Annotated in this window: 21 protein-coding genes; 11 read left to right on the forward strand and 10 right to left on the reverse strand. The window is 64.3% G+C overall.

From position 1 onward, the window contains the following. Positions 1 to 28 precede the first annotated feature (28 nt). On the reverse strand, positions 29 to 340 hold the full coding sequence (locus SOM28_RS13645; protein ID WP_147933589.1) for a hypothetical protein: 312 nt from the start codon (positions 338 to 340) through the stop codon (positions 29 to 31). Positions 341 to 511: 171 nt separating this feature from the next. Between SOM28_RS13645 and grxD the strand changes: the two genes are divergently transcribed. Together grxD and SOM28_RS13655 are read left to right on the forward strand one after the other, a co-directional pair. Beyond that, complete coding sequence (gene grxD / locus SOM28_RS13650; RefSeq protein ID WP_123070195.1) at positions 512 to 826, forward strand: Grx4 family monothiol glutaredoxin; 315 nt, start codon at positions 512 to 514, stop codon at positions 824 to 826. Positions 827 to 830: 4 nt separating this feature from the next. Further along, positions 831 to 1,418 carry a UbiX family flavin prenyltransferase gene (locus SOM28_RS13655; RefSeq protein WP_320468438.1) on the forward strand — a complete coding sequence of 196 codons (588 nt, stop codon included), beginning with the start codon at positions 831 to 833 and terminating at the stop codon, positions 1,416 to 1,418. Positions 1,419 to 1,449: 31 nt separating this feature from the next. Here SOM28_RS13655 and SOM28_RS13660 read toward each other — a convergent pair whose 3' ends face one another. The 3 genes from SOM28_RS13660 to SOM28_RS13670 all read right to left on the reverse strand — a co-directional run bounded on the left by SOM28_RS13660 (position 1,450) and on the right by SOM28_RS13670 (position 3,500). Then, on the reverse strand, positions 1,450 to 1,623 hold the full coding sequence (locus tag SOM28_RS13660) for a hypothetical protein (protein ID WP_170976722.1): 174 nt from the start codon (positions 1,621 to 1,623) through the stop codon (positions 1,450 to 1,452). 127 nt (positions 1,624 to 1,750) lie between these two features. Further along, positions 1,751 to 2,170 (reverse strand): hypothetical protein, encoded by a 420-nt coding sequence (locus SOM28_RS13665; protein ID WP_040775023.1) that lies wholly within the window; start codon positions 2,168 to 2,170, stop codon positions 1,751 to 1,753. 277 nt (positions 2,171 to 2,447) lie between these two features. Beyond that, positions 2,448 to 3,500, reverse strand: coding sequence for an MBL fold metallo-hydrolase (locus SOM28_RS13670; protein WP_123070193.1), 1,053 nt, complete (start codon positions 3,498 to 3,500; stop codon positions 2,448 to 2,450). A gap of 136 nt (positions 3,501 to 3,636) precedes the next feature. Here SOM28_RS13670 and SOM28_RS13675 point away from each other — a divergent pair, with 136 nt between their 5' ends. The 6 genes from SOM28_RS13675 (at position 3,637) to SOM28_RS13700 (ending at position 10,001) form a co-directional block, all read left to right on the forward strand. Continuing rightward, positions 3,637 to 4,041: a MerR family transcriptional regulator gene (locus tag SOM28_RS13675; protein ID WP_123070192.1), complete on the forward strand. Its 405-nt coding sequence runs from the start codon at positions 3,637 to 3,639 to the stop codon at positions 4,039 to 4,041. 940 nt (positions 4,042 to 4,981) lie between these two features. Continuing rightward, positions 4,982 to 6,166, forward strand: coding sequence for an isovaleryl-CoA dehydrogenase (locus tag SOM28_RS13680; protein ID WP_123070191.1), 1,185 nt, complete (start codon positions 4,982 to 4,984; stop codon positions 6,164 to 6,166). Positions 6,167 to 6,348: 182 nt separating this feature from the next. Then, positions 6,349 to 7,548: an acetyl-CoA C-acyltransferase gene (locus SOM28_RS13685; protein WP_123069276.1), complete on the forward strand. Its 1,200-nt coding sequence runs from the start codon at positions 6,349 to 6,351 to the stop codon at positions 7,546 to 7,548. 74 nt (positions 7,549 to 7,622) lie between these two features. Continuing rightward, complete coding sequence (locus SOM28_RS13690; protein ID WP_123069277.1) at positions 7,623 to 8,291, forward strand: SDR family oxidoreductase; 669 nt, start codon at positions 7,623 to 7,625, stop codon at positions 8,289 to 8,291. A gap of 34 nt (positions 8,292 to 8,325) precedes the next feature. Further along, on the forward strand, positions 8,326 to 9,453 hold the full coding sequence (locus tag SOM28_RS13695) for an acyl-CoA dehydrogenase family protein (protein ID WP_123069278.1): 1,128 nt from the start codon (positions 8,326 to 8,328) through the stop codon (positions 9,451 to 9,453). Beyond that, a complete protein-coding gene (locus SOM28_RS13700; protein ID WP_123069279.1) occupies positions 9,450 to 10,001 on the forward strand; it encodes a GNAT family N-acetyltransferase in 552 nt (183 codons plus the stop codon). The genes SOM28_RS13695 and SOM28_RS13700 overlap by 4 nt, the downstream gene beginning before the upstream one ends. On the opposite strand, the gene SOM28_RS13705 is transcribed toward SOM28_RS13700, so the two are convergent. From SOM28_RS13705 to SOM28_RS13715, 3 genes are all read right to left on the reverse strand, one after another. After that, the gene (locus tag SOM28_RS13705) at positions 9,994 to 11,046 is read right to left on the reverse strand and encodes a S66 peptidase family protein (protein ID WP_320468439.1); all 1,053 of its coding nucleotides are present in this window, start codon (positions 11,044 to 11,046) and stop codon (positions 9,994 to 9,996) included. The genes SOM28_RS13700 and SOM28_RS13705 overlap by 8 nt on opposite strands. 83 nt (positions 11,047 to 11,129) lie before the next feature. After that, positions 11,130 to 13,982 (reverse strand): TonB-dependent receptor domain-containing protein, encoded by a 2,853-nt coding sequence (locus SOM28_RS13710; RefSeq protein ID WP_320468440.1) that lies wholly within the window; start codon positions 13,980 to 13,982, stop codon positions 11,130 to 11,132. A gap of 217 nt (positions 13,983 to 14,199) precedes the next feature. Further along, a complete protein-coding gene (locus SOM28_RS13715; protein WP_320468441.1) occupies positions 14,200 to 15,945 on the reverse strand; it encodes an ABC transporter substrate-binding protein in 1,746 nt (581 codons plus the stop codon). Between the two features lie 163 nt (positions 15,946 to 16,108). Between SOM28_RS13715 and SOM28_RS13720 the strand changes: the two genes are divergently transcribed. From SOM28_RS13720 to SOM28_RS13730, 3 genes are all read left to right on the forward strand, one after another. After that, a complete protein-coding gene (locus tag SOM28_RS13720) occupies positions 16,109 to 17,347 on the forward strand; it encodes a nucleoside recognition domain-containing protein (RefSeq protein WP_320468442.1) in 1,239 nt (412 codons plus the stop codon). A gap of 10 nt (positions 17,348 to 17,357) precedes the next feature. Beyond that, positions 17,358 to 18,827 (forward strand): D-alanyl-D-alanine carboxypeptidase/D-alanyl-D-alanine endopeptidase, encoded by a 1,470-nt coding sequence (dacB, locus tag SOM28_RS13725; protein ID WP_320468443.1) that lies wholly within the window; start codon positions 17,358 to 17,360, stop codon positions 18,825 to 18,827. Between the two features lie 179 nt (positions 18,828 to 19,006). Next, positions 19,007 to 20,143, forward strand: a complete 1,137-nt coding sequence (locus SOM28_RS13730; protein ID WP_123069285.1) for a GGDEF domain-containing protein — start codon at positions 19,007 to 19,009, stop codon at positions 20,141 to 20,143. Positions 20,144 to 20,146: 3 nt separating this feature from the next. Here SOM28_RS13730 and SOM28_RS13735 read toward each other — a convergent pair whose 3' ends face one another. From SOM28_RS13735 to SOM28_RS13745, 3 genes are all read right to left on the reverse strand, one after another. After that, positions 20,147 to 20,758, reverse strand: a complete 612-nt coding sequence (locus SOM28_RS13735; protein WP_123069286.1) for a M15 family metallopeptidase — start codon at positions 20,756 to 20,758, stop codon at positions 20,147 to 20,149. Next, positions 20,759 to 21,658 (reverse strand): LysR family transcriptional regulator, encoded by a 900-nt coding sequence (locus tag SOM28_RS13740; protein ID WP_123069287.1) that lies wholly within the window; start codon positions 21,656 to 21,658, stop codon positions 20,759 to 20,761. Between the two features lie 87 nt (positions 21,659 to 21,745). Beyond that, positions 21,746 to 22,744, reverse strand: a complete 999-nt coding sequence (locus tag SOM28_RS13745; RefSeq protein WP_320468444.1) for an N-acetylmuramoyl-L-alanine amidase — start codon at positions 22,742 to 22,744, stop codon at positions 21,746 to 21,748. Between the last annotated feature and the right edge of the window lie 11 nt (positions 22,745 to 22,755).

Here is a 22,755-nt window from a genome sequence, read left to right on the forward strand (position 1 = left end):
ATCATACCGCAATGCCGGCTGCATACCGTCATAAGCCAGGCAGTCTCAGGGTCGAGCCCTGGGTCATGATCTTGACCAGGAAGCTGCCGACGAAGGCGCCGAAGCAGATATAGCCGATCAGGGCGACGCGCGGCGACTCCAGCAGCGCCGCGCGGCCGGCCCGGCGCTGCAACGCGCACCAGGCCAGGTACAGCGCCATCATCAGTGGCCCTAGCGCGAAGAAGATGCCGGCGAACCAGCCACGCGAGAGGGCGCTGGCGATATCGAACAAGGCGGGCAGCCCGAGCAAGGCCGCGAACACCCACATGGCCACTGGGGGCAAGGTAGCAAACGTCTTCATCGTGTTTCTTGATAATCTTGAACTGGTCGATGATACCGCAGACGCCCAGCTGCCGACGATGTAGCAAACTTGGCCCCCCACCTGCGTGGGGGCGACTTGGCCAACTTCGTCGGCCAAGTCGTTATAGAATGTCGCCATCTACTTATTCCTTTTCTTCAAAGGCAGAATCAAATGAGCGACGTGCAAACCTGGATCAAAGAAACCGTGACCTCCACCCCGGTCGTGCTGTTCATGAAGGGCACCGCCCAGTTCCCGCAGTGCGGCTTCTCGGGCCGCGCCATCCAGATCCTGAAAGCCTGCGGCGTTGACAACGTTGCCACCGTCAATGTGCTGGACGACCCTGAAGTGCGCCAGGGCATCAAGGACTTCTCGAACTGGCCAACCGTGCCACAGCTGTACGTGAACGGCGAGTTCATCGGCGGCACCGACATCATGAACGAGATGTACGACTCCGGCGAACTGCAGGCCCTGCTGAAAAACGGCTGATCGCATGGCCGCGCGTCGGATCGTCATCGCCATCACCGGCGCGACCGGCGCGGCCTATGGCGTGCAGCTGCTGCGGCGGCTGCATGCTACCCCGGGCGTCGAGACCCACCTGGTCGTTTCCGACGCCGCCTCCCTCACCCTGCACCAGGAACTCGGCCTGCAGCGACGCGACGTCGAAGCGCTGGCCCACGTCGTCCATCGCAACCGCGACGTCGGCGCATCGATTGCCAGCGGCTCATTCCAGACCGACGGCATGGTGATCGCCCCCTGTTCGATGAAAACACTGGCAGCGGTCGCCCATGGTTTTTCTGATAACCTTGTGACACGCGCGGCCGACGTGATCCTCAAGGAACGCCGGCGCCTGGTCCTGATGGTGCGCGAAACGCCGTTCAACCTGGCCCACTTGCGCAATATGACGGCCGTGACCGAAATGGGCGGCATCATCTTCCCTCCCCTGCCAAGCTTCTATCACCGGCCGGCGACGATCGCGGACATGGTCGAGCACACGGTGGACCGTGTCGTGGATTTATTAGGGATAGAGAATGCCCAGGCCGCCCGCTGGGGCGGCATGAAGGGCGAACAAGACGCCTGAACGCGCGCCAGCGTCCTGCCGGCGCACGCGTTCAGCGTTTGTCGTCGTACTGCTTGTCTTCGGACTTCTTCAACTCGCGCGCCTCTTCAAGCATCCGTCGCCGGGCGTTGCGTTCTCGCATGACCTCGGCATGACGCGCTGCCGTCATGGGCGGCGCAGTCATCAAATCCTTGAGCTGGGCGGTATTGGCGTAGTTGTTTCGCATGCGTCAGCTGCTCCTGGGTGGTCCTGGGGCGGTGGCGAACATGCTGCCACCTGAACAGATTATGACCCAGCTGCGGCCGTTTGTGCGGCCCGGCATGACGAAAAGTGCAAGCCCCGGGGAAGCCGGCTTACTTCGCTTCCGCTTTCTGGTGATTCATGCGCACCAGCATGCGGATGAACTCGCGCGCCAGCTGGCGGTGGTGTTCATCCAGGCGCTGCAGGTCGGCGATCAGCTTGACGTCGGCCGATTCGAAGCGGGCGCCACCGCCGTTGGCGGCGTCAAGGCTGGCGGCCTGCTCGGCGCCGCCGAAACGCAGCCAGTCGGCCGGCACGCCCAGCCATTGGGCGATCATGCGCAGCTTTTCCTGGGTGGGGATGGCTTCGCCTACCAGCCATTTGCGGGCGGCGTGGACCGTGATCGGACGGCCTTCGAAGCGGATATTAAACTCTCGGGCGAGGCGGGTCGGGCTGTCGGGAGAGTAGTGTGCGTTCTTCAGCGCCTGCTGCAGTCGCTCACTGAAGCTCTCCCGTTCATTCGTTGAATTCATCGTGATACTGGGTTGTTGAGACTGGACGGGCGGCTACCTCTCCCTTGTGGATGAGAAGCCATGGGGTCCAAATCATACAACTAAAATGTAACAATGATGTGGTTTTTTAAGAGTTTTTACGCTCAGTGCAACTAATACCCAACAGCAACGAAGCGAAGTAGGTTTTTCGCGAAATTTTCCATTATTCGAAATGAATAAGTGTACGCACCATTACTTAGACACGATGACTGGAATGCATGTGCCAAAAAAAATGTATCCAATGGTTACAAATGAAATGTTAGATTTGTTGAAATCTCACCACGCCGTCGGTAGCAATTACGCGGCGTAGACGACCGTCACGCCAGAGCTTGTGCAGGTGGGCCAGCGCCTCGCCCAGCGCAAAGCTGAGCTGGTGCGCGTCGAGCGGCCGCCGGAACATGATCGGCACGATGTCGGTCGCCGAGCGTGGCGTGGTGCAGGCCTCGATCACCTCGGCCAGGCGCGCCACGTGGTGGTCGCGCAGCTGGGCGATGCGGGTGTGCAGGCCACGGAAGGGCTTGCCGTGCGACGGCAGCACCAGCACGTCATCCGGCAGGTCGGCGAACTTCGACAGCGAATCGAGATAGAGCTGCAGCGGATTGCCCTCGGGCTCGACCGCGAATACCGAGACATTGGTCGAGATCCGCGGCAACACCATATCGCCCGAGACCAGCACGTTGAGCGCCGCGCAGTACAGCGAGGCATGTTCCGGCGAGTGGCCGAAGCCCGTGATCACGCGCCACGCCTGGCCGCCGATCGTGACCAGCTGGCCATCCTGCAGCCGGGTATAGGCTTCCGGTACCGACGGCACCAGCGACGGATAGTAATTGCGGCGGCTGCGCATCTGGTCCAGCATCGCCGCGTCGACCAGGCCGTGGCGTTCGAAATGGGGAATGGCCGACGGCCCGTCCACGCCGGGCAACGCCGCCGCCATCATGCGCATGAAGCCGAACTCGCCGGTGGTGGTCCAGAATGGCGCCCCGAAGCGCGTACTCAGCCAGCCGGACAGGCCGACGTGGTCGGGATGGCAATGGGTCGCGATCACGCGCACCAGGGGCTGGCCGCCCAGGCCTTGCGCCAGGACCTGTTCCCAGGCGGCGCGGGTGGCGTCGGTGCCGGCGCCGGTATCGATCAGGCTCCAGCCGCGCCGCTCCTCGAGTTCGTCGTCCAGCAGCCACACATTGATATGGTCCAGCGCGAACGGTAACGGCATGCGTGCCCAGCGCAGGCCCGGCACGACCTCGCGCACGGCGCCGGGAACGGGGACGGTGTCGCCAAATGGATAATCCAGCTGGGCTTCGAGGGCATTCATGGCAATCTTTCGTTTTCCGGGTCGGAGGACCGCGCTACAATGTGGCGAAACTGACAGTTAACGTAAACGGCAATCACAGTATCATTTTTCGATTCCAAGCGATACCCGCGAACGTTTCCCAACCGCCTCGAAACCCATGCCCACTACTTATACCATCGCCGAACTGGCTCGCGAATTCGACATCACCGCAAGGGCGATCCGTTTTTATGAAGACCAGGGCCTGCTCAGCCCCAAACGCGAGGGCGTGGGCGGACGCAACCGCGTATATACCCCGCGCGACCGCACCCGCCTGAAACTGACCCTGCGCGGCAAGCGCCTCGGCCTGACCCTGTCCGAAATTAAGAGCATCGTCGACATGTATGAGTCGCCGCGGGATACCGTGGCCCAGATCAACCGCTTCCTGGGCGTGCTGGCGCAGCAGCGCCTGACCCTGGAGCAGCAGCGCGCCGATATCGAGATGGCGCTGGAAGAGATTTCGGCCCACGAGGAAGAATGCCGTCGCCTGCTGAGCGAGGACGAGACGGCGCGCGACGTGGCGTGAAGCTCGCCTTGCCATGTCGGTGGCAAGGCCTGCAGGAACGAAGACATTCAATCCGCAATGGCGATCAGCGCCATGCGGATTGAGTGTATGCCTGGAAATGCGTGCCTGGCTCAGGCCCCAATTCCGGGGGCCGGAACGATATCGCGGGCTAGATATTGAAGCATCCTCCCATCCATCCCGAATTGGTCTTCCGGAATTCGGCGAGCGCCGTCCGGCATTGACCCAATGTCTCATACTTCCCGATACTCTTGAGATTCTGATTATTGCTCTGCCAAACCTTTAATTCGTAATGTGCCGTACTGGCGAACGCAAAGGTGGCACTCGTTGACAGCAATAGTATAAGCAGTAGCGTTTTCATGGTTTTGTCTCCAGCTATGATTGGCAGCTATCAGAATGTTATATGCGACAGAGTTTCCTCGACCTCCTTCCTTTATCTCCTCTTGTTCGGCAGCCGGACTGCGGCATGGTTCGGACCATGTCTAATGCCAGTTGCGCGCATTGCTTTCGCTCCGCCGGAGGAGCAAATCCAGCGCCGAAAAACAAGTTAAATATTTCCAGGGAAAATCTTTATTTTTTTATCCCCGACGACAGAGACCAAATGTGTTTTTTGAGGATAACAACAAAGGTCAGCTGGTGGCTAGCGTATGGTGCAAATACAACATTTAGCATATATCAATCTACTCTATTCTTTTTATGCCTTTTTAAGAATCGTAGAACCGCTATGTGCTTCACCAGCCGATAATCAAACGTTTATGCTTGATGACATGCTTTTATTGTCATTCTCATCAGCATGACGTCTATCCTGGTGCGGCAGCCGTGTCGCCGGTTGAAGAGGCTGTCGTAGCCGACTTCACTTTACGTTTACGTTAACGTAACAGGCGAGTATGATATTCGTTCACTGGCTCCACCCTGCCCAACCACCGTTCACCGTGAGGACGACATGCTGCATCTCCCAGGCTTGACCTTTGACCATGGCGACGACATCGCCGCGCTGCGCGAAGCAGTCCAACAGTTCGCGGCGAGCGAAATCGCCCCGCGCGCGGCTGAAATCGACCGCAGCGACCAGTTCCCGATGGACTTGTGGAAAAAGATGGGCGAACTGGGCCTGCTGGGCATCACCGTCAGCGAGGAATACGGCGGCGCCAATATGGGTTACCTGGCCCACATCGTGGCCATGGAAGAAATCTCGCGCGCCTCGGCCTCGGTCGGCCTGTCCTACGGCGCCCACTCGAACCTGTGCGTCAACCAGATCAAGCGCAATGGCAATGAGGAACAGAAACGCAAATACCTGCCCAAGCTGATCTCGGGCGAGCACGTCGGTGCGCTGGCGATGTCCGAACCGAACGCCGGTTCCGACGTGGTCAGCATGAAGCTGCGCGCCGACCTCAAGGGCGACCACTATGTGCTGAACGGCAGCAAGATGTGGATCACCAACGGTCCGGATGCCGACACCCTGGTGGTGTACGCCAAGACCGACCTCGAGGCCGGTGCGCGCGGCATGACCGCCTTCCTTATCGAAAAAGGCTTCAAGGGCTTCTCGGTCGCCCAGAAACTGGACAAGCTGGGCATGCGCGGCTCGCACACCGGCGAGCTGGTGTTCCAGGATTGCGAAGTGCCGGTGGAAAACGTGCTGGGCGGCGTCGGCAAGGGTGTCAACGTCCTGATGTCGGGCCTCGATTTCGAACGCACCGTGCTGTCCGGCGGCCCGCTGGGCATCATGTCGGCTTGCATGGACGTCGTGGTGCCGTACATCCACGACCGCAAGCAGTTCGGCCAGGCGATCGGTGAGTTCCAGCTGATGCAGGGCAAGATCGCCGACATGTATTCGACCATGATGGCTTGCCGCGCCTATGTGTATGCCGTGGGCCAGGCCTGCGATCGCGCCACGATGCCTGAACAAGTGCGCGCGCTGCGCAAGGACGCCGCCGGCGCCATCCTGTACAGCGCTGAAAAAGCCACCTGGATGGCGGGCGAAGCGATCCAGACCCTGGGCGGCAACGGCTACATCAATGAATACCCGGTCGGCCGCCTGTGGCGCGACGCCAAGCTGTACGAGATCGGCGCCGGCACCAGCGAAATCCGCCGCATGCTGATCGGCCGCGAGCTGTTTGGCGAGACGGCGTAACTGTTGGCGAAACGGCGTTTTTACTTTATTTGTTAACCTGAGCACGTCGTCCCCGCGAAGGCGGGGACCCAAGTCATCCGCGTTCCACCAGCGCTGAGCGTAGCGGCTACGCGAATAACTTGGGTTCCCGCCTTCGCGGGAACGACGGCTCATGGATTTCCTTATTTTTGGAGACATACACCATGAACGATCCAGTCGTCATCGTCGGCGCAGCGCGCACACCGATGGGCGCCTTCCAGGGCGATTTTTCTTCCAAGACCGCGAGCGACCTCGGCGCGGTGGCGATCAAGGCGGCGGTCGAGCGCGCCGGCGTCGCCCCTGACGCGGTCGAGCACGTCTACTTCGGCAACTGCCTGATGGCCGGCCAGGGCCAAGCCCCGGCGCGCCAGGCGCTGATCAAGGCCGGCCTGCCGCTGTCGACCGGCGCCGTCACGCTGTCCAAGATGTGCGGTTCGGCGATGCAGGCCGCCATCTTCGCCCACGACCAGCTGGTGGCCGGCAGCGCCGACATCGTGGTCGCAGGCGGCATGGAGTCGATGACGGGTGCGCCTTACCTGATCCCGAAGGCGCGCGGCGGCTACCGCATCGGCCACGCGCCGATGTTCGACCACATGATGCTCGACGGCCTCGAAGACGCCTACTCGCGCAACGAGAAGACCGGCGAAGGCCGTTCGATGGGCACCTTCGCCGAAGAGTGCGTAGCGACGTACCAGTTCACGCGCGAGGAGCAGGACGCGTTCGCGATCGCCTCGGTCAAGCGTGCACAGGCCGCCGCCACCGACGGTGGCTTCGACTGGGAAATCGCGCCGGTCACCGTCACCAGCCGCGCGGGCGACACCGTGATCGACAAGGACGAAGGCCCGCAGAAGGCCAAGGTCGACAAGATCCCGACGCTCAAGCCGGCATTCAAGAAGGACGGCACCGTGACCGCCGCCTCGTCGTCGTCGATCAACGACGGCGCCGCCGCGCTGGTGATGATGCGCGAATCGAAGGCCAAGGAACTGGGCCTGACCCCAATCGCGCGCGTGCTGGGCCACGCCACCCATGCGCAAGAGCCGAACCTGTTCACCACCGCCCCGATCGGCGCGATGCACAAGCTGTTCAAGAAGACCGGCTGGACGGCCGGCGACGTCGACCTGTTCGAGATCAACGAAGCCTTCGCCGCGGTGCCGATGGCCGCCATGCGCGACCTCGACATCCCGCACAGCAAGGTCAACGTCCACGGCGGCGCCTGCGCGCTGGGCCACCCGATCGGCGCTTCCGGCGCGCGCATCATCGTCACCCTGCTCGGCGCGTTGAAGCGCAGCGGCGGCAAGCGCGGCGTGGCCTCGCTGTGCATCGGCGGCGGCGAAGCCACCGCGATGGCGATCGAGCTGGTGTAATCCTTCGACCAGCGCGGCAATGATGAACGAACCATGCGAACATTGAGGATTCAACCGTTCACAGGGAGTTCATCATGCCAACCGCACTGATCATCGGCGCCTCGCGCGGCATCGGCCACGAAATGGTCCGTCAATATCGGGCCGACGGCTGGCGCGTCATCGCCACCGCGCGCAAGCAGGAAGACTGCGATGAACTGGCCCACCTCGGCGCCGAAGCCCACCAGCTCGACGTCACGGTGGCCGATTCGATCGCGGCGCTGGCCTGGCGCCTGGACGATGAACAGGTCGACGCCGCCTGGCTGGTGGCCGGCGTCTACGGCCCGACCCACGGCAGCTTCCCGACCGGTCCCGAATTCGACGCCGTCATGCACACCAATGTGCTCTCCGCGATGCGCCTGATCCCGGTCGTCGGGCCGCTGCTGGCCGACACGCGCGGCAAGCTGGCGGTCATCTCCTCGCGCATGGGATCGATCGGCGAACGCTCCGATACCCAGGGCACGCTGTACCGCGCCAGCAAGGCGGCGCTCAACTCCGTGCTCAAGGACGCGTCGATCACCTATGGCGCACAAGGCGTCACCTGCGTCGCCTTCCATCCGGGCTGGGTCCAGACCGATATGGGCGGCTCTGGCGCCAGCCTCACGCCGGAGCACAGCGTGCGCGATATGCGCGCTACCCTGGCCCGGGTGGACGCCAGCGCCAATGGCAGCTTCCTGAACCACGACGGCGCCGCCATCGCCTGGTAAGCAATCCACACACATAAAAAACACACGAGACACCATGATCCTGAGCGAAGAACACCAGATGATCCGCGACGCCCTGCGCAGCTTTGCGCAGGAACGCCTGGCCCCCAACGCCGCGCGCTGGGACCGCGAACACCATTTCCCGAAAGAGGAACTGAAGGAACTGGCGGCCCTGGGCGCCTTCGGCGTGGCGGTGCCGGAGCAGTATGGCGGCGCCGGCCTGGACTACGTGTCGCTGGCGCTGGTGCTCGAAGAGATCGCGGCCGGCGACGGCGGCACCTCGACCATCATCTCGGTCAATAACTGCCCCGTGTGCAGCATCGCGATGATGTATGCGAACGAGGAGCAGAAGGAGCGCTGGCTGCGTCCCCTGGCCCAGGGCGAGCTGCTGGGCGCCTTCGCCCTCACCGAGCCGCACACCGGCAGCGATGCGGCGGCGCTGCGCACCACGGCCACGCGCGATGGCGACAGCTATGTGATCAACGGCACCAAGCAGTTCATCACCAGCGGCAAATACGGCGACGTGGCCATCGTCATGGCCGTCACCGATAAGGCGGCCGGCAAGAAGGGCATCAGCGCCTTCTGGGTGCCGACCGATACGCCCGGTTACATCGTGGCCGGCATCGAGCACAAGATGGGCCAGCATTCGTCGGACACGGCGCAGATCGTGTTCGACAACTGCCGTATCCCGGCCGCCAACCTGATCGGCGAAGAGGGCATGGGCTACAAGATCGCCCTGTCCGGGCTGGAGGGTGGCCGCATCGGCATCGCCTCGCAATCGGTCGGCATGGCGCGCGCGGCCTACGAGGCGGCGCTCGACTATGCGAAGGAACGCGAGAGTTTCGGCAAGCCGATCTTCGAGCACCAGGCGGTGCAGTTCCGCCTGGCCGAGATGGCGATGAAGATCGAGGCCGCGCGCCAGCTGATCCTGCACGCCGCCGCGATGAAGGATGCCGGCCTGCCCTGCCTGAAGGAAGCGGCGATGGCCAAGCTGTTCGCTTCCGAGATGGCCGAGAACGTCGTGTCGAGCGCGATGCAGGTGTTCGGCGGCTACGGCTACGTGGCCGACTTCCCGGTCGAGCGCATCTACCGCGACGTGCGCGTGTGCCAGATCTATGAAGGCACCAGCGACATCCAGAAACTCCTGATTGCGCGCGCGCTGTGAGCCTGCCGCTCCTGCACATCGCGCCACTGGAGCCGGAACGGCTGGCGCAGCTCTTCATCTACCTGGACGACCAGCTGCAGGAAAACGGCCGCGATGGCATGCCGCTGTTCCAGCCGCTGTCGCGCCTGCAGTCGCGGCTCATGCCCGAGAAGGCGGCCTCGTTCGCCGCCAGCTTTGCGGTGCCATTCGGACAGCCGGGCTGGCGCCGCATGTGGATCGCGCTCGACAGCCTCGGCGCGATCGCCGGCCACGTCGACCTGCGGGCGCGGCCCGATCCGGAGTCCGCTCACCGGGCCCTGCTCGGCATGGGTGTGCACCGCGACTATCGGCGTTTTGGCCTGGGCCGGCAACTGGTCGACACCGCCCTGGCCTGGGCCGGCGTCACGCCACCGCTGGAATGGGTCGATCTCGATGTGCTGGCGGAGAATCACGCGGCGCGTCGGCTGTACGAGCGCGCCGGCTTCGCCGCTACCTGCGAAGTGCCGGACCTGTACCGCATCGATGGCCAGTCGCACGGTTCGGTCATGATGAGCCGGCGCGTCAGGTAACGGCGGACTCCAGCAGCGTGATCGTCTGCGCCCGCGTGTCGATGCGCGCCTGGATCCCCATCGGCAGGGTGAACTGGTTGCGGATATGCCCGATCGAGTAGCCCGACACCGCGGGAATCGTCAGCGGATGAAGGTGCAGCCCCAGCGTGCGCTCCAAGGTGAGCGAGATATCCTCGTGCTCCGGTCCACAGTTCTCGCAAATGCCCACCACCAGCGCCGCCGCATTCCTGAAGCCGCCCGCCAGGTCGAGCTGGGTCATCCAGCGGTCGATCCGGTATGGCGCCTCGTTCACCTCTTCCAGGAACAGGATGCTGCCCTTGATGTCGGCCGCATACGGCGTGCCGGCCAGCGCCGCCACCAGCGACAGGTTGCCGCCCATGAGCGGGCCGGTCGCTACGCCGTGGGTAAAGGTGTGGACGCCGAAGTGCGGCTCGCTCGCGGCGCGTTCCGCGTTCTCCTGCGACATCGGGATCGTGTAGCTGGCCTGAGGATCGGTCAGCACCGCCATCATGTGTTCGGTCGAATATGGCGTCATCGTCGACGAGGCCACCGGGCCGTGGAAGGTCACCAGGCCGGTCTGCTTGAGGATCGCGAGATGTAGCGCCGTGATGTCGGAATAGCCGATCAGCACCTTGGGGTTGCGGCGAATGAGGCCGTAGTCGAGGCCTGATAGCAGCGAGATGCAGCCCGAGCCGCCGCGGATCGGCCAGATCGCTTTCACCTCCGGATCGGCAAACATCGCATGCAGGTCGGCCAGGCGCTGCTGCACCGATCCCGCATAGTTGCCGAACACCTCGCGCAGATAGGCGCCGGTCTTGACCTTGAAACCCAGCGCTTCGATATTGCGCACCGCCTTCTCGATGGCGCGGTCGGTGGTGTAGCCGCCGGGCGCGATCAGGCCGACGGTGTCGCCGCGCTTCAGGCGTGGCGGTTTGACGAGTTTTTTCATGGGACGTGAGGACGGCGTACGCGCTGCGGCAGCGCCGGGCAAGGCAAGGGACAAGGCGGCGGCGATGGCGCCAAAGCTGCGACGGCTGATCTTCATGCGTGAGGCAAGACTCCAGATGAAAAAAGGCCCGCGCCGGGAGGCCGAAAACCTCCGTGGCGCGGGCCCTCAGTGTAGAGCAATCAGAAGAACTTGTAGTTGGCCATCAGGGTGAACGAGCGGCCACGCGGATCGGCGACACGCGGTTCCCAGCTGCTGCCGGCGCCGGTGTTGCTGTCGTAGGTGATCGCGAACGGCGGATCTTCATCGAACATGTTCTTGACGCCCGCGGTCAGGGTCAGGTTCTGGAAGCCCGTGTAGTTCACCGACAGGTTGAAGATCGAGTAGTCGTCGACCTTGCTGCTGTAGTTCGACGGCGTCACACGGCCGCTGGCCACGCCCGGCAGCACCTGGTCGTCATAGCCCGAACGGTAGATGTTCTGCAGCATGCCGCTCCAGTTGCCGTACTTGTAGGTCGCATAGGCGCTGTGCTTCCACTTCAGGCCCAGGTCGCCGGTGAACAGGAAGCGGCCGACTTCGCTCTCGCCGAATGGCGCATCGGTGGTGGCGCGCGACTTCTTCTCCAGCAGGCGCGAGCCGTCCAGGCCCACGCTCCACACGGCGCCGGTGCTGAACTTGCCGTTGAAGCGGGCGCCGACTTCGACACCGCGGGTGATGCGTTCACCGGTATTGAGCCAGCGCTGGTCCACGCCAAGCAACTGGCCGGTCGCGGAATCGCGCAGGAAGGAACTCTGGAAGTACTCGTAATTCTCCAGCATGGTCGCCAGGTTGAACGAGTCGATCGTGTTTTCCTTGCGGATCTCCCACAGGTCCGCGCTCGCCGAGAAGAAGTTGGTCGGCTCGAACACGACGCCGATGCTACCCTGCTTCGCGGTCTCCGGGCCCAGCTCCGGACGGCCGCCGGTCAGCGTCTCGGGATTGACCGATTCGCAGCCTGGCCTGGTGCTGTCGACCTTGCCGCCGGGGCAGGTGGCCGGATCCGCTAGGTCCTTGCCGGCGTAAGGCGAGATCGTGATGCCGTTGAACAGCTGGTTGAACGACGGCGCGCGGAAGCTTTCGTTGTACGAACCGCGGAACATCAGCGATGCGAACGGCTGGTAGCGGAACGAGACCTTCGGATTGGTGGTGGTGCCGAAGCCCGTGTAATCGTCGCGGCGGATGGCGAAGGTCAGTTCCAGATCCTTGGTCACCGGCACCAGCACCTCGGCGTAGATCGCCTTGATGTCGCGCTTGACCTTTTCCAGCGCGTTGACGTCGTCGAACGGCGCGTTCAGGATCGCGCGACGGTCGGCGATACTGCGCTCGTCGCCATTGAACTTGTATTCCTCGCGGCGCAGGTCGATGCCAACGGCCGCCAGGACCGGGCCGGCCGGCAGGTTGAAGAGTTCGCCCGAGATCGCGCCATCGAGCTGGGTCATGGTGCTGGTGCCGCCATACAGCACCACGCCGGCGGCCGAGGTGCTGGCGATCAGGTCCAGCGCCGCCTGGCTTTGGGTTTCGCCCGCCATCAGGAAGGGATTGATGATGCCCGTACCCAGCGCATCGGCCAGCGGCTTCGTGTAGTTGAAGCCCGTGCCCAGGGTCGAATCCGATTCGCTGAAGGCGCGCGACAGGCCAACACGGTAGTCATAGCGCTTGCCGAACAGGGTCAGGGGACCGTCGGCGCCCACCAGCACGCGGCCGGCCTTGGTCTCGGTCTCGATCTCGCGGTTGCCGCACTCCATGCAGCGCCAGCGGTAGGCGATCGGCAGGCCGTAGTTGGCCGAGATGCCCGGGAAGACCTTGACCAGGTCGTTGTATACGCGGTCATAGGCGGCGCCGGTGCTCGGGTAGAACGAGGTCGGGCCGAAGGTCGATGCCGATGGCGAGACCTGGTTCGGGGAGAAGCGCTTGGCGACTTCGACACGCGAGCCGACCGCTTCGGCGAACAACTGGTGTTCGCCGACATTGAAGGTGGCGCGGGCCAGCGCATTGGTGTTCTTGACCGGCTGCTGCAGCACTGCGGCGCGGCCCGTGTCCCAGGCGCAGCCATAGCCGGCGCTCGGCGTGTCCCACAGCTTCTCGTCATAGACATCCATGCCGTCGATGCTGTTGCAGCCGGCGCCGCCTGGCAGGTCGAGCAGGCTGACGCCGTTGTAGGCGACGCCGCCGCCTGGCAGGGTCGGGCCGGTGCCGGTGCGCGACAGCAGGGATGGACCAAGCGTGGTGGCGAAGATGTTGGCATGCGGCGTGCCGCGCGTATCAACCGACACGCCGCGGTTCGGCTGGAAGGTATTCACGAAATCGCGCTGGTTGCCGCGCAGCGCCTTGTTCTCGCTGTGCGCGGCCGTCACCAGCACGTTCCAGCCCTGGGTATCCAGGTCGCCCCAGCCGCCGGTGAGGGTGGCGCGGCCGATCTCGCCGCCGCTCTCTTCGGCGACGTCGGTGAAGGCCTGGGCTTCCAGGCCCTTGTAGTTCTTGCGCAGGATGAAGTTGATCACGCCGCCGATCGCGTCGGTGCCATACACGGCCGAGGCGCCGTCCTTCAGCACTTCGACGCGCTCGACCGCCGCCATCGGGATCGAATTCAGGTCGACCGCCGAGCCCTTCATGCCGTGGGTCGCGACGCGGCGGCCATTGAGCAGCACCAGGGTCGAGTCGGCGCCCTGGCCGCGCAGGTTGGCGCTCGAGGCGCCATTGTTGCCGCGCTGGGCGCCCGAGGTAACGTCGGCGTTCGACGCCAGGTTGTCGGAGCCGTTGCCGTTCACGTTCAGGGTCGCGATCAGCTGCTCGGCCGTCACGATGCCCTGGTCTTCCAGCTGTTTGCGCGAAATGATTTCAACCGGCAGCGCACCTTCCTTGGCGATGCGCTTGATGCTCGAGCCGGTGATTTCCACCCGCTGCATCGATGCTTCCGCCTGTGCCTGCGCTTGTGCCACGATCGGGGCGGCCACGCCCATGAGGGCCATCAACTGTGCCAGTCTTTTCAATTTCACTGTGTTTCTCCTAACGTTTCCCTTGGCGGTCTTGGGCCAGATTGGTGCACTGCATCGCACGTGCCTGGCCTGCTCTGTTCGTAATGTCTAGTTCGCTCTTAGCATTACGTTATGTTGTGAATTCAGAGTACGCCCACAAATTTCGCAGGTGCCAATGAATTAACCGGAGGGCAGTATAACCAGCAGGAATATTTAATTTAGGAAAAACTAACAAAATCTAACGCTTAGCTCTGGCGGAGCGTGCTCTTTGCGCAACATCGACATCGAGGTAACGCCAGGTCGTGAATTCGACCGGATGCCGTTTGTAGTTTTTCAGCCACGGATGGCGCAGGTCGCCGGACAGCACATGGGTCAATGGCACCCATGGGTTATAGGCATGCAGCAGCTGGTTCATCTCGATATACAGCCTGTTGCGCTCCGCACCATCGGTGAGCAAACGCGCACGCTCGTAGCGCACGTCGTACTCCGGCAGGTTGAAGCGCGAGTAGTTGGCGCGGCCCGCATTCGGGCCGTACAGCAGCTGGTAAAAATTGTCGCCGTCGGGGAAGTCAGCGATCCAGTTACTCTCGAACATCTGCACCGTGCCCAGGCGTGAAGCCTTGATGATCTCGGTTTTCTTGTCCGATCTGAACACGACGCGCAAGCCGATCGCGTTCAGGCATTTTCTCCACAACTCGTCGCGCAGGCGGCCGCCGACGGTAGCTTCGCTGTGCATCGTGAGCGTCAGCGGCTTGCCGCCAGGCGCGCGCCTGAAACCATCGGCATCGCGCTTGTCATAGCCATGGCGGTCCAGCAGCGCATTGGCCAGGGCCGGGTTGTAGGGCACCGGGCTGCGGTAATCCGGATCGTAGCCGAGCACATTCGGCGGCAGCGGCGATTCGGCCTTGATCGCGAATCCCTTCTTGAGCAGCGCGATGTCTTCCGCGCTGTTGTACGACATCGAGATCGCACGCCGCAGCGCCACCCTGTCCTTGCCGTAGCCGCCGACCACCGGGTCGTTCATGTTCATCCACATGTAATAGGTCTGCAGCACCGGGAAGCGCGACAGCACGATGCCGCGCGCCGCCAGCTCGGGTTTCAGTTCGCTGTCCTGCACCACCATCTCGGTCATCGATTCGGGAATCTGTTCCAGGTAGTCGTATTCGGCATTCAAAAATCCCAGCATGCGGCCCTGGAATTCCTCGGCGATCTTCACGTCGATCCGGTCCACTCGCGGCAGGCGCTTGCCCTCCAGGGCGGCGGCAATCGCCCGGTCTTCCGGGTCGTCGCCAGGCGTGGCGCTGAACACGGCCGTCGAATACGGATTGGCCAGCAGGACGATACGGTCGCTGCGCTTCCATTCGCCGATCATGAAGGGACCGGTGCCGACCGGATGGTTGCCGGCCTGGCCCGGATAGGCCTCGATCACCTCGCGCGCGACCACGCCGGTGGCCGGGGTGGCGAGATAGAACAGGAAGTTGTTGTCGGGCGCGGCCAGGCGGATGCGCAAGGTATAGCGGTCGACCGCCTCCACTTGCTTGCCTTCGACCATATACGACCAGGGCGACCTGAGCGACGGGTCGCGCAGGCGCTTGAGACTGTAGGCATAGTCGGCAGCCGTGACTTCGCGCTTCACGCCCTTGAAGGCCGGATCCGGCGTGAAATAGATGCCGGGGCGGATGCGGAAGGTATAGGTCAGGCCGTCGGCGCTCACTTGCGGCATCGCGGTCGCCGTGTTTGGCCGCAGCTTCGCCGGCCGCGCCAGGTAGTCGTAGCGCAGCAGCGGATCGAACAGGTTTTCCAGCAACGACAGGGTGGCGTTGTCGGACGCCGCCGCCGGGTCGAGCCCCGTTTCGCTGGTGGACAGGAACATGCGCAGCACTTTTTGTTCCGACTGCGCCGACGGCTGCGCCTGGGCCTGCGCCGCCTGTGCACCAAGGCAGGACAGGGTGAATACGAGGGCAGCGGCGTAGCGGAATGTCATGACGGCGGGTTGTGTTGGGCGTTGCGTATCATAGGCCGCCGCCCATCCCGAGGCAACGCTCATAACTTTTGAACATGGTGCGGCTGCATTCTTTCATCCACGCGGCTTGCCCTCAGCCCCTGTCCACTGCACAATCGTGCGATACCCAGCAGCGACTCATTACATGGCACTCAATTACATCTGGACAGGCTTCTTCCTCGTCGGCTTCCTCGCAGCGATGTTCCAATGGCTGTTCCTCGGCGACACAGAGATTTTCAAGCGCATCATCGACGGCACCTTCGACTCGGCCAAGATGGCCGTGATGGACATCGCCCTGCCGCTCGCTGGCGTGATGACCTTCTGGCTCGGGATCATGAACGTCGGCGAAAAGGCCGGCGCCATCAACCTGTTCGCGCGCGTGATCGCGCCCTTCTTCTCGCGCATCTTCCCCGGCGTGCCACGGGACCATCCGGCCAACGGCCACATGGTGATGAACTTCTCGGCCAATATGCTGGGCCTGGACAACGCCGCCACGCCCTTTGGCCTGAAGGCGATGGAGAGCCTGCAGTCGATCAATCCGAAGAAGGACGAGGCCAGCGATGCCCAGCTGATGTTCCTGGTGATCCAGACCTCGGGCCTGACCATCATCCCGCTGGCCGTCATGGCCCAGCGCGCGGTGCTGGGCGCGGCCAATCCGGCCGACATCTTCATCCCGACCCTGATCGCGACCTATACCGCCACCATCTTCAGCATCATCGCGGTGGGCATCCGCCAGCGCATCAATATGTTCGATCCGGTGGTCTTTGCCTGGATCGGCGGCACCGCCGCGCTGATCGCATCGATGGTGTTCAGCTTCACCTACTTCCTCGATAAATCGCAGATCCAGCTGGTGTCGACCGTGGTCGCCAACCTGGTGCTGTTCTCGGTCATCGCCGCCTTCATGACCGGGGCCCTGATGAAAAAGGTGAACGTGTTCGAGGCCTTCATCGAAGGCGCCAAGGGCGGCGTCGAGACCGCGATCAAGATCATCCCCTACCTGGTCGGCATGATCGTCGCGATCAGCGTGGTGCGCAATTCCGGCATCCTGGGCCTGATCGTGAACGGCTTCGCCTGGGTGTTCGCCTCGCTCGGCGTGCAGACCGATTTCGTCGGCGCGTTGCCGACCGCGCTCATGAAGTCGCTGTCGGGCAGCGGCGCGCGCGCCATGATGATCGATGCAATCAACACCTATGGCGTCGACTCCTTCGTCGGCCGCCTGGCCAGCGTCCTGCAGGGCGCCTCGGACACGACCTTCTACATCATCGCCCTGTATTTCGGCTCGGTCGGCATCCGCAAGACCCGCTATGCGGTCAGCTACGGCCTGCTGGCCGACCTGGTCGGCATCATTGCCGCGATCTTCGTCGCCTATCTCTTCTTCGGTTAAAAGGAACAGCATGCTCAAACGCTCCGCCCTCGCGCTCGCCCTCTGCACCAGCATCTCGTTCGCCCACGCCCAGCTGCCGCCAGCGGTGGCCCAGGCGCTGCAGCAGAACGGCATCGGGCAGGACGAGATCGGGGTGCTGGTGCTGCGCGGCGACGCCGCCGTGCTGGAACACCGGGCCGGCCTGCCGATGCAGCCGGCATCGACCATGAAGCTGGTGACGACCCTGGTCGGCCTGGAACGCCTGGGGCCGGCCTTTCGCGGTCGCACCGAGCTGCGCACCACGGGCCAGGTCGAGGACGGCGTGCTGCGCGGGAGCCTCTACCTGAAGGGCGGCGCCGATGCCGACCTGTCGGGCGAGCACATTGCCGACATGCTGCGCGCGCTGCGCTATGACGGCATCGAGCGCATCGAGGGCGACCTGGTGCTGGACCGCGGTCTGTTCCAGCCGGCGCGCACGGACGTCGGCCTGGCGCCCTTCGACGAGTCGCCGGAAGCGTATTACAACGTGATCCCCGACGCCCTGCTGGTCAACAAGAACATGCTGCAGCTCGACATGCGCTCGACCGCTGCGCGCCTGCAGCTGCGCATGCATCCGGAACTGGAGCGGGTCTCGGTGACGTCCGAGATGACCCTGGTCGACGCCGACTGCGCCAGGTGGGAGGCCGGCTGGCAGCTGCCCGAGGCGCGGCGCCAGGCCGATGGCCAGATCAAAGTGGTCTTGCGCGGCACCTTCCCGAAGAACTGCAACCGCAGCTATGGCGTCAATGTGCTCGATCGCGACGACTACGTCGGCCGCCTGGTGCGAGAGATTTGGAGCGACCAGGGGGGCGTGCTGAGCGGCCGCACCATCACCGGCACGACGCCGCTGGACGCCCGTGTGCTTGCCGCCCATGTATCGCGCCAGCTGCCGGAACTGGTCCGCGACATCAACAAGCCGTCGGACAACGCACTGGCGCGCACCCTGTTCCTGAGCCTGGGCAGCCTGCAGGCCGACCCGGTGGCGGGCAGCCTGGCGCTGCCGCTGGCCGAGGAATCGACTTTCGCCCGCGCCGACGCCGCCGTGCGCGGCTGGCTGCGCGAGAAACAGATCGACGACACCGGCTTCGTGATCGATAACGGCTCGGGCCTGTCGCGCATCGAACGCATCAGCGCGCAACAGATGGCCCGCCTGCTGCAGGCCGGGCTGCACAGCCCCTGGGCGCCGGAATTCCAGTCCAGCATCCCGATCGGCGCGGTCGACGGCACCATGCGCCGCCGCCTGCAGGACAGCCCCGCCGCCGGCCGTGCGCGCCTCAAGACTGGCTCCCTGCGCAACGTCACGGCGCTGGCCGGCTACGTGCCGGACGCGAACGGCATCCCGTGCGTGTTCGTGGCGATGATCAATAGCGAGCAAAGCGGCAACGGCCGCGGACGCGCCGTGCTCGACACGCTGGTGGACTGGGTGGCGCGCTCGGGTGCGCCGCTTTCCACCACGCCCTGAACCGGGAATGCCCAGGTAAACATTGCTATCGAAACAAGGTTACTGTCGAATTACTATAATTCGTTAGTTTTCGATAGCAAAAGCTGACACAATAGCGGGCTGGCGCGTGTCTCGCGCCACCGGTTTCCGCCTCCGCAGGACGCGTTGCCGACCGTCAAGTTTGGCCGTCCTGATCATTCATGAAATTCCATCCACTGACCGGAGAATTCGCGCGCACCGCGGACGAGACCGAATTCCTCAATAGCCAGTTATCGCGCACGCGCTCGCTGCTCGGCTTCACGCTGCTGTTCTGCGTCATCTTCTTCCAGCTGTTCTTCCTGACCGATATCGCGGCGCTGGGACTGGACGCCGCGCTGCGTGAAACCCTCCCTGCGCGGCTGGGCGTGGCGCTCATTGGCGGCACCGGCGCCTGGCTCGCCTATCGCCGTCCGCTGTCGGTAGCAGGCACGCGGCTGGCCGCGTCGAGCGCCGAAATCCTGTCGCTGGGCTGCTTCATGGTGGTCGCGCTGGCCCGTCCGAACGAGGTGCACTGGCATGCGCTGTCGATGGTGGTGATCCAGGTCGTGATCTACCTGTACATCCCCAACCGGCTGGCCTACGCCACCGCGATCGTGAGCGGCGGCGTGATCGTGTTCCTGGCGCTGGTGCACTACCTGCTGCCGCCCCGGCCCGTAGCCGACCTGCTCACCATGGGGATGCTGCTGGCAATGATCAATACCTTCGGCATCCTGGCGGCACGGCGCTTCAACCGGGTGGCGCGCGAGGAATTCCGCCTGCAGACGCAACTCAAGCGGCTCGCTGAGCGCGACCAGCTCACCGGCTGCTACAACCGCCATTACCTGAACGACCACCTGCTGGGCGCCGAGCTGGCGCGGGCGCGGCGCTTCGGCCATGCGGTCTCGGTGGTGCTGTGCGATATCGATCACTTCAAGCACATCAACGACACCTTCGGCCACCACCAGGGCGACCACGTGATCCAGAATTTCGCCACCCTGCTGCAGGGGATGACGCGCCAGGGCGTCGATGCGGTGGTGCGTTACGGCGGCGAGGAATTCCTGCTGATCCTGCCCGTGACCGGGCTGGCGGGAGCGGCCGTCCTGGCCGACCGCCTGCGCGACGCCTTCGCCGCCAGCACCTTCACGGTCGACGGCGAACCGGTGCCGACCAGCGCCAGCTTCGGCGTGGCCACCTTCGATTTTTCGAGCAAGGACTTGCGCGTCACCCTGCCCGACCTGATCGTGGCGGCCGACAAGCAGCTGTATGCGGCCAAGCGCAACGGCCGCAACCGGGTCGAGTCGGTCGAGCTTGCGGTGTAAGCCTTACAGCACCCGGCGGAAGGTGGCGCGCACCAGCTCGCGGTCGCCGCAATCGAAATGCCACCACTCGGTATTGATGCCCAGGAAGCCGGCCTGCAGCATCGCGGAGCGCAGCAGGCGGCGGTTGGCCAGCTGATGCTCGCTGAGCTGGCCGGCCAATAGAAAGCCTTCTTCCAGCGCCGGATGCGACAGCTCCGTCATGTCGTCGAAACCGGTGCCCATGTCCAGCTCGACGCCATCGGCATCGAGCAGCGTGATGTCGAGCGCCATGCCGTAGGAGTGGATCGAGCCGCGCGCCGGGTTGGCCAGATACAGGCGCAGGTCGGTGCCCTCGAGCGCGTCCCACAACTGCTGCTGCACGCGCTGCGGACGCAGGGCGTCCAGCACCAGCGGCCGCAGGTCCGGCGCGTGCACTGCCAGCCAGGCCACCGCGCGTTCCAGCGCGGTCGCCGCCTCGACGTGCAGCCAGGCGCAGTCGTACGGCGAATACAAATCGCGCCCGACGAAGTTGTTGGCGGTGGCGTAGCGCAGGTCGACGTCGATGCCGGCGATGCTGTCCAGGTGGCGGAATTCCGGGCTGCTGGCGATGTCCTCGCTGGCGAGGGTAAGGTTCATTTACTTGTTTTCAAGACAGGCGCGTGCGGTCGCGCCGATACAGTTGGCCAGCTCGCGCGCGCCATGCGACAGGGGCGAATGGCTGGCGGTGAGCAGGTACAGGTGCACCGGGATCGACGGCGACCACTGGCGGCACTGCACCTTGTTGGGCGCCGCCGAGGCGGCGGTGAACGGGTCGAGAATCGCCGTGCCGGCGCCGGCCTCCACCAGCGAGCGCGCGATCTGGTAAGTCTGCACGACGGTGCGGAACACCGGCTGCACATCTTGCGCCTCGCAGGCGGCGACGACCATCTCGCCCAGCGGATCGCGGTCGGCCAGACCGATCAGTTCGCCGCTCAGGTCCTCGGCCGAGATCGGCTTCTTGCATTCTTCCTCGGTCCAGGTGCCGGCGGGCGCCACCACCGTCAACAGGCCGTGGGCGATCGGCTCGGCCACGATGCCGGGATGGCGTGGATCCTGCAGCGACAGCGCCAGGTCGGCTTCGCCCAGGCGCAGCGCGTTCACGATCTCGCTCGTGTGATGTGTGGCGAGTTCACAACGGGTGTCGGGGAAGTCGCGGCGCCAGGCCGTCATCCCGACCGGCAGCACACTGACCGCGATGGTCGGGGTCGACACCAGGCGCACGGTCTCGACCGCGCGGCCCTTGAGGCTGGCGGCCAGGCGGCGGATGCCTTGCAGGTCGCGGTTCAGTTTCTCGGTTTCGGCGAACAGGCGGTGCGCCTCGGGCTTGGGATACAGCTTGCCGCGCACGCGCTCGAACAGCGGCATGCCCAGCTGCAGCTCAGCATGCTGCAGCACCTTGGTCACCGCCGGCTGGGAAATATGCAGCACCTGGGCGGCGCCGCTGATGGTGCCGACTTGCATGATGGCGTGGAACACCTCGATATGACGCAGACGCATTGCTTCACCCTTCAGTAGAAAATCCACCCTGCATACGCACAGGGCGGATTGGCGAAGGATACAGCGAAAATTGCTGTACGGCGATGGTCACGGCGTGTTCACTGGCGGAGTAGCAGGCACAGGCGCAGGCACCGGTGCGGTCGGCGGCACGTTCTCGAGCGCGCCCGGCAGAGGCTCGGCGGTCGGGGCCGGCGCCGATGGCGGTACCGGCGCTGGCGCCGGCGTTGGCGTTGGAAGCGGCTGGCCGGGCACGGCCTGCCATGGCTGCGGCTGCGCCGGAATCACCGGCATCGGCGGCGGCGGGGTGCCGGCCGGCGTGGTCAGCACTTCGAGCAGCGCCGCCGTCTCGGCGTCCGGATTGCCCGCGATATCGAGCGGACGATACTTCATCTGGAACGCCGCCAGCGTGGTGCGGGTCGGTTCGTCGTACACGCCGCTTTGCACGATGCCGAAACCGTGCATGGCCAGCTTGCGCTGGTACCAGCCGACGTCGGGCAGCAAGGCGTCGAAGGCCGGGCGTACGGCCGCCACGCGGGCGGCGTCCGGCCACAGCACCAGGCCTTCTTGCGCCAGGCGCTGCCACGGGAATTGCGGACCCGGATCCTGCTTCCTCAGCGGCGCGATGTCGCTGTGGCCCAGCACGTTCTCGGGCGCGATGCCGTGGCGCTGGACGATGTCCTTCACCAGCGGGATCAGGGCGTCCACCTGTGATTGCGGGAACGGCGCATAGACGCGGCCGGTCGGCGTGTCCTTCCAGCCGGCGTTCACGATCTCGATGCCGATCGAGCTGTTGTTCAGCTGGGTGAAGTTCTTCCAGCTCGAATTGCCGGCATGCCAGGCGGCGCGGTTCTCGTCGACCAGGCGGTAGATCTTGGGCGTCGCCTCGTCGGTCAGCAGGTAGTGCGAGCTGACTTCTTTCTCGGTCAGGATCTTGATCGAGCTCGGCGTGTTGGCGACCGTGTAATGCAGCACCAGGAAGCGCGCCCGGCTCGACTGGCCCTTGGCGTTATAGGTGGTGTCGTAGCTCGGGACGGTGGAGCAGCCCGCCAGTACGGTCAGGGCAAGCAAGGCGGCGATCGATTTCATATTGTTCTCCT

The sequence above is a fragment of the Massilia sp. CFBP9026 genome (genome assembly GCF_034045165.1).
Lineage (GTDB): Bacteria > Pseudomonadota > Gammaproteobacteria > Burkholderiales > Burkholderiaceae_D > Telluria > Telluria arenae.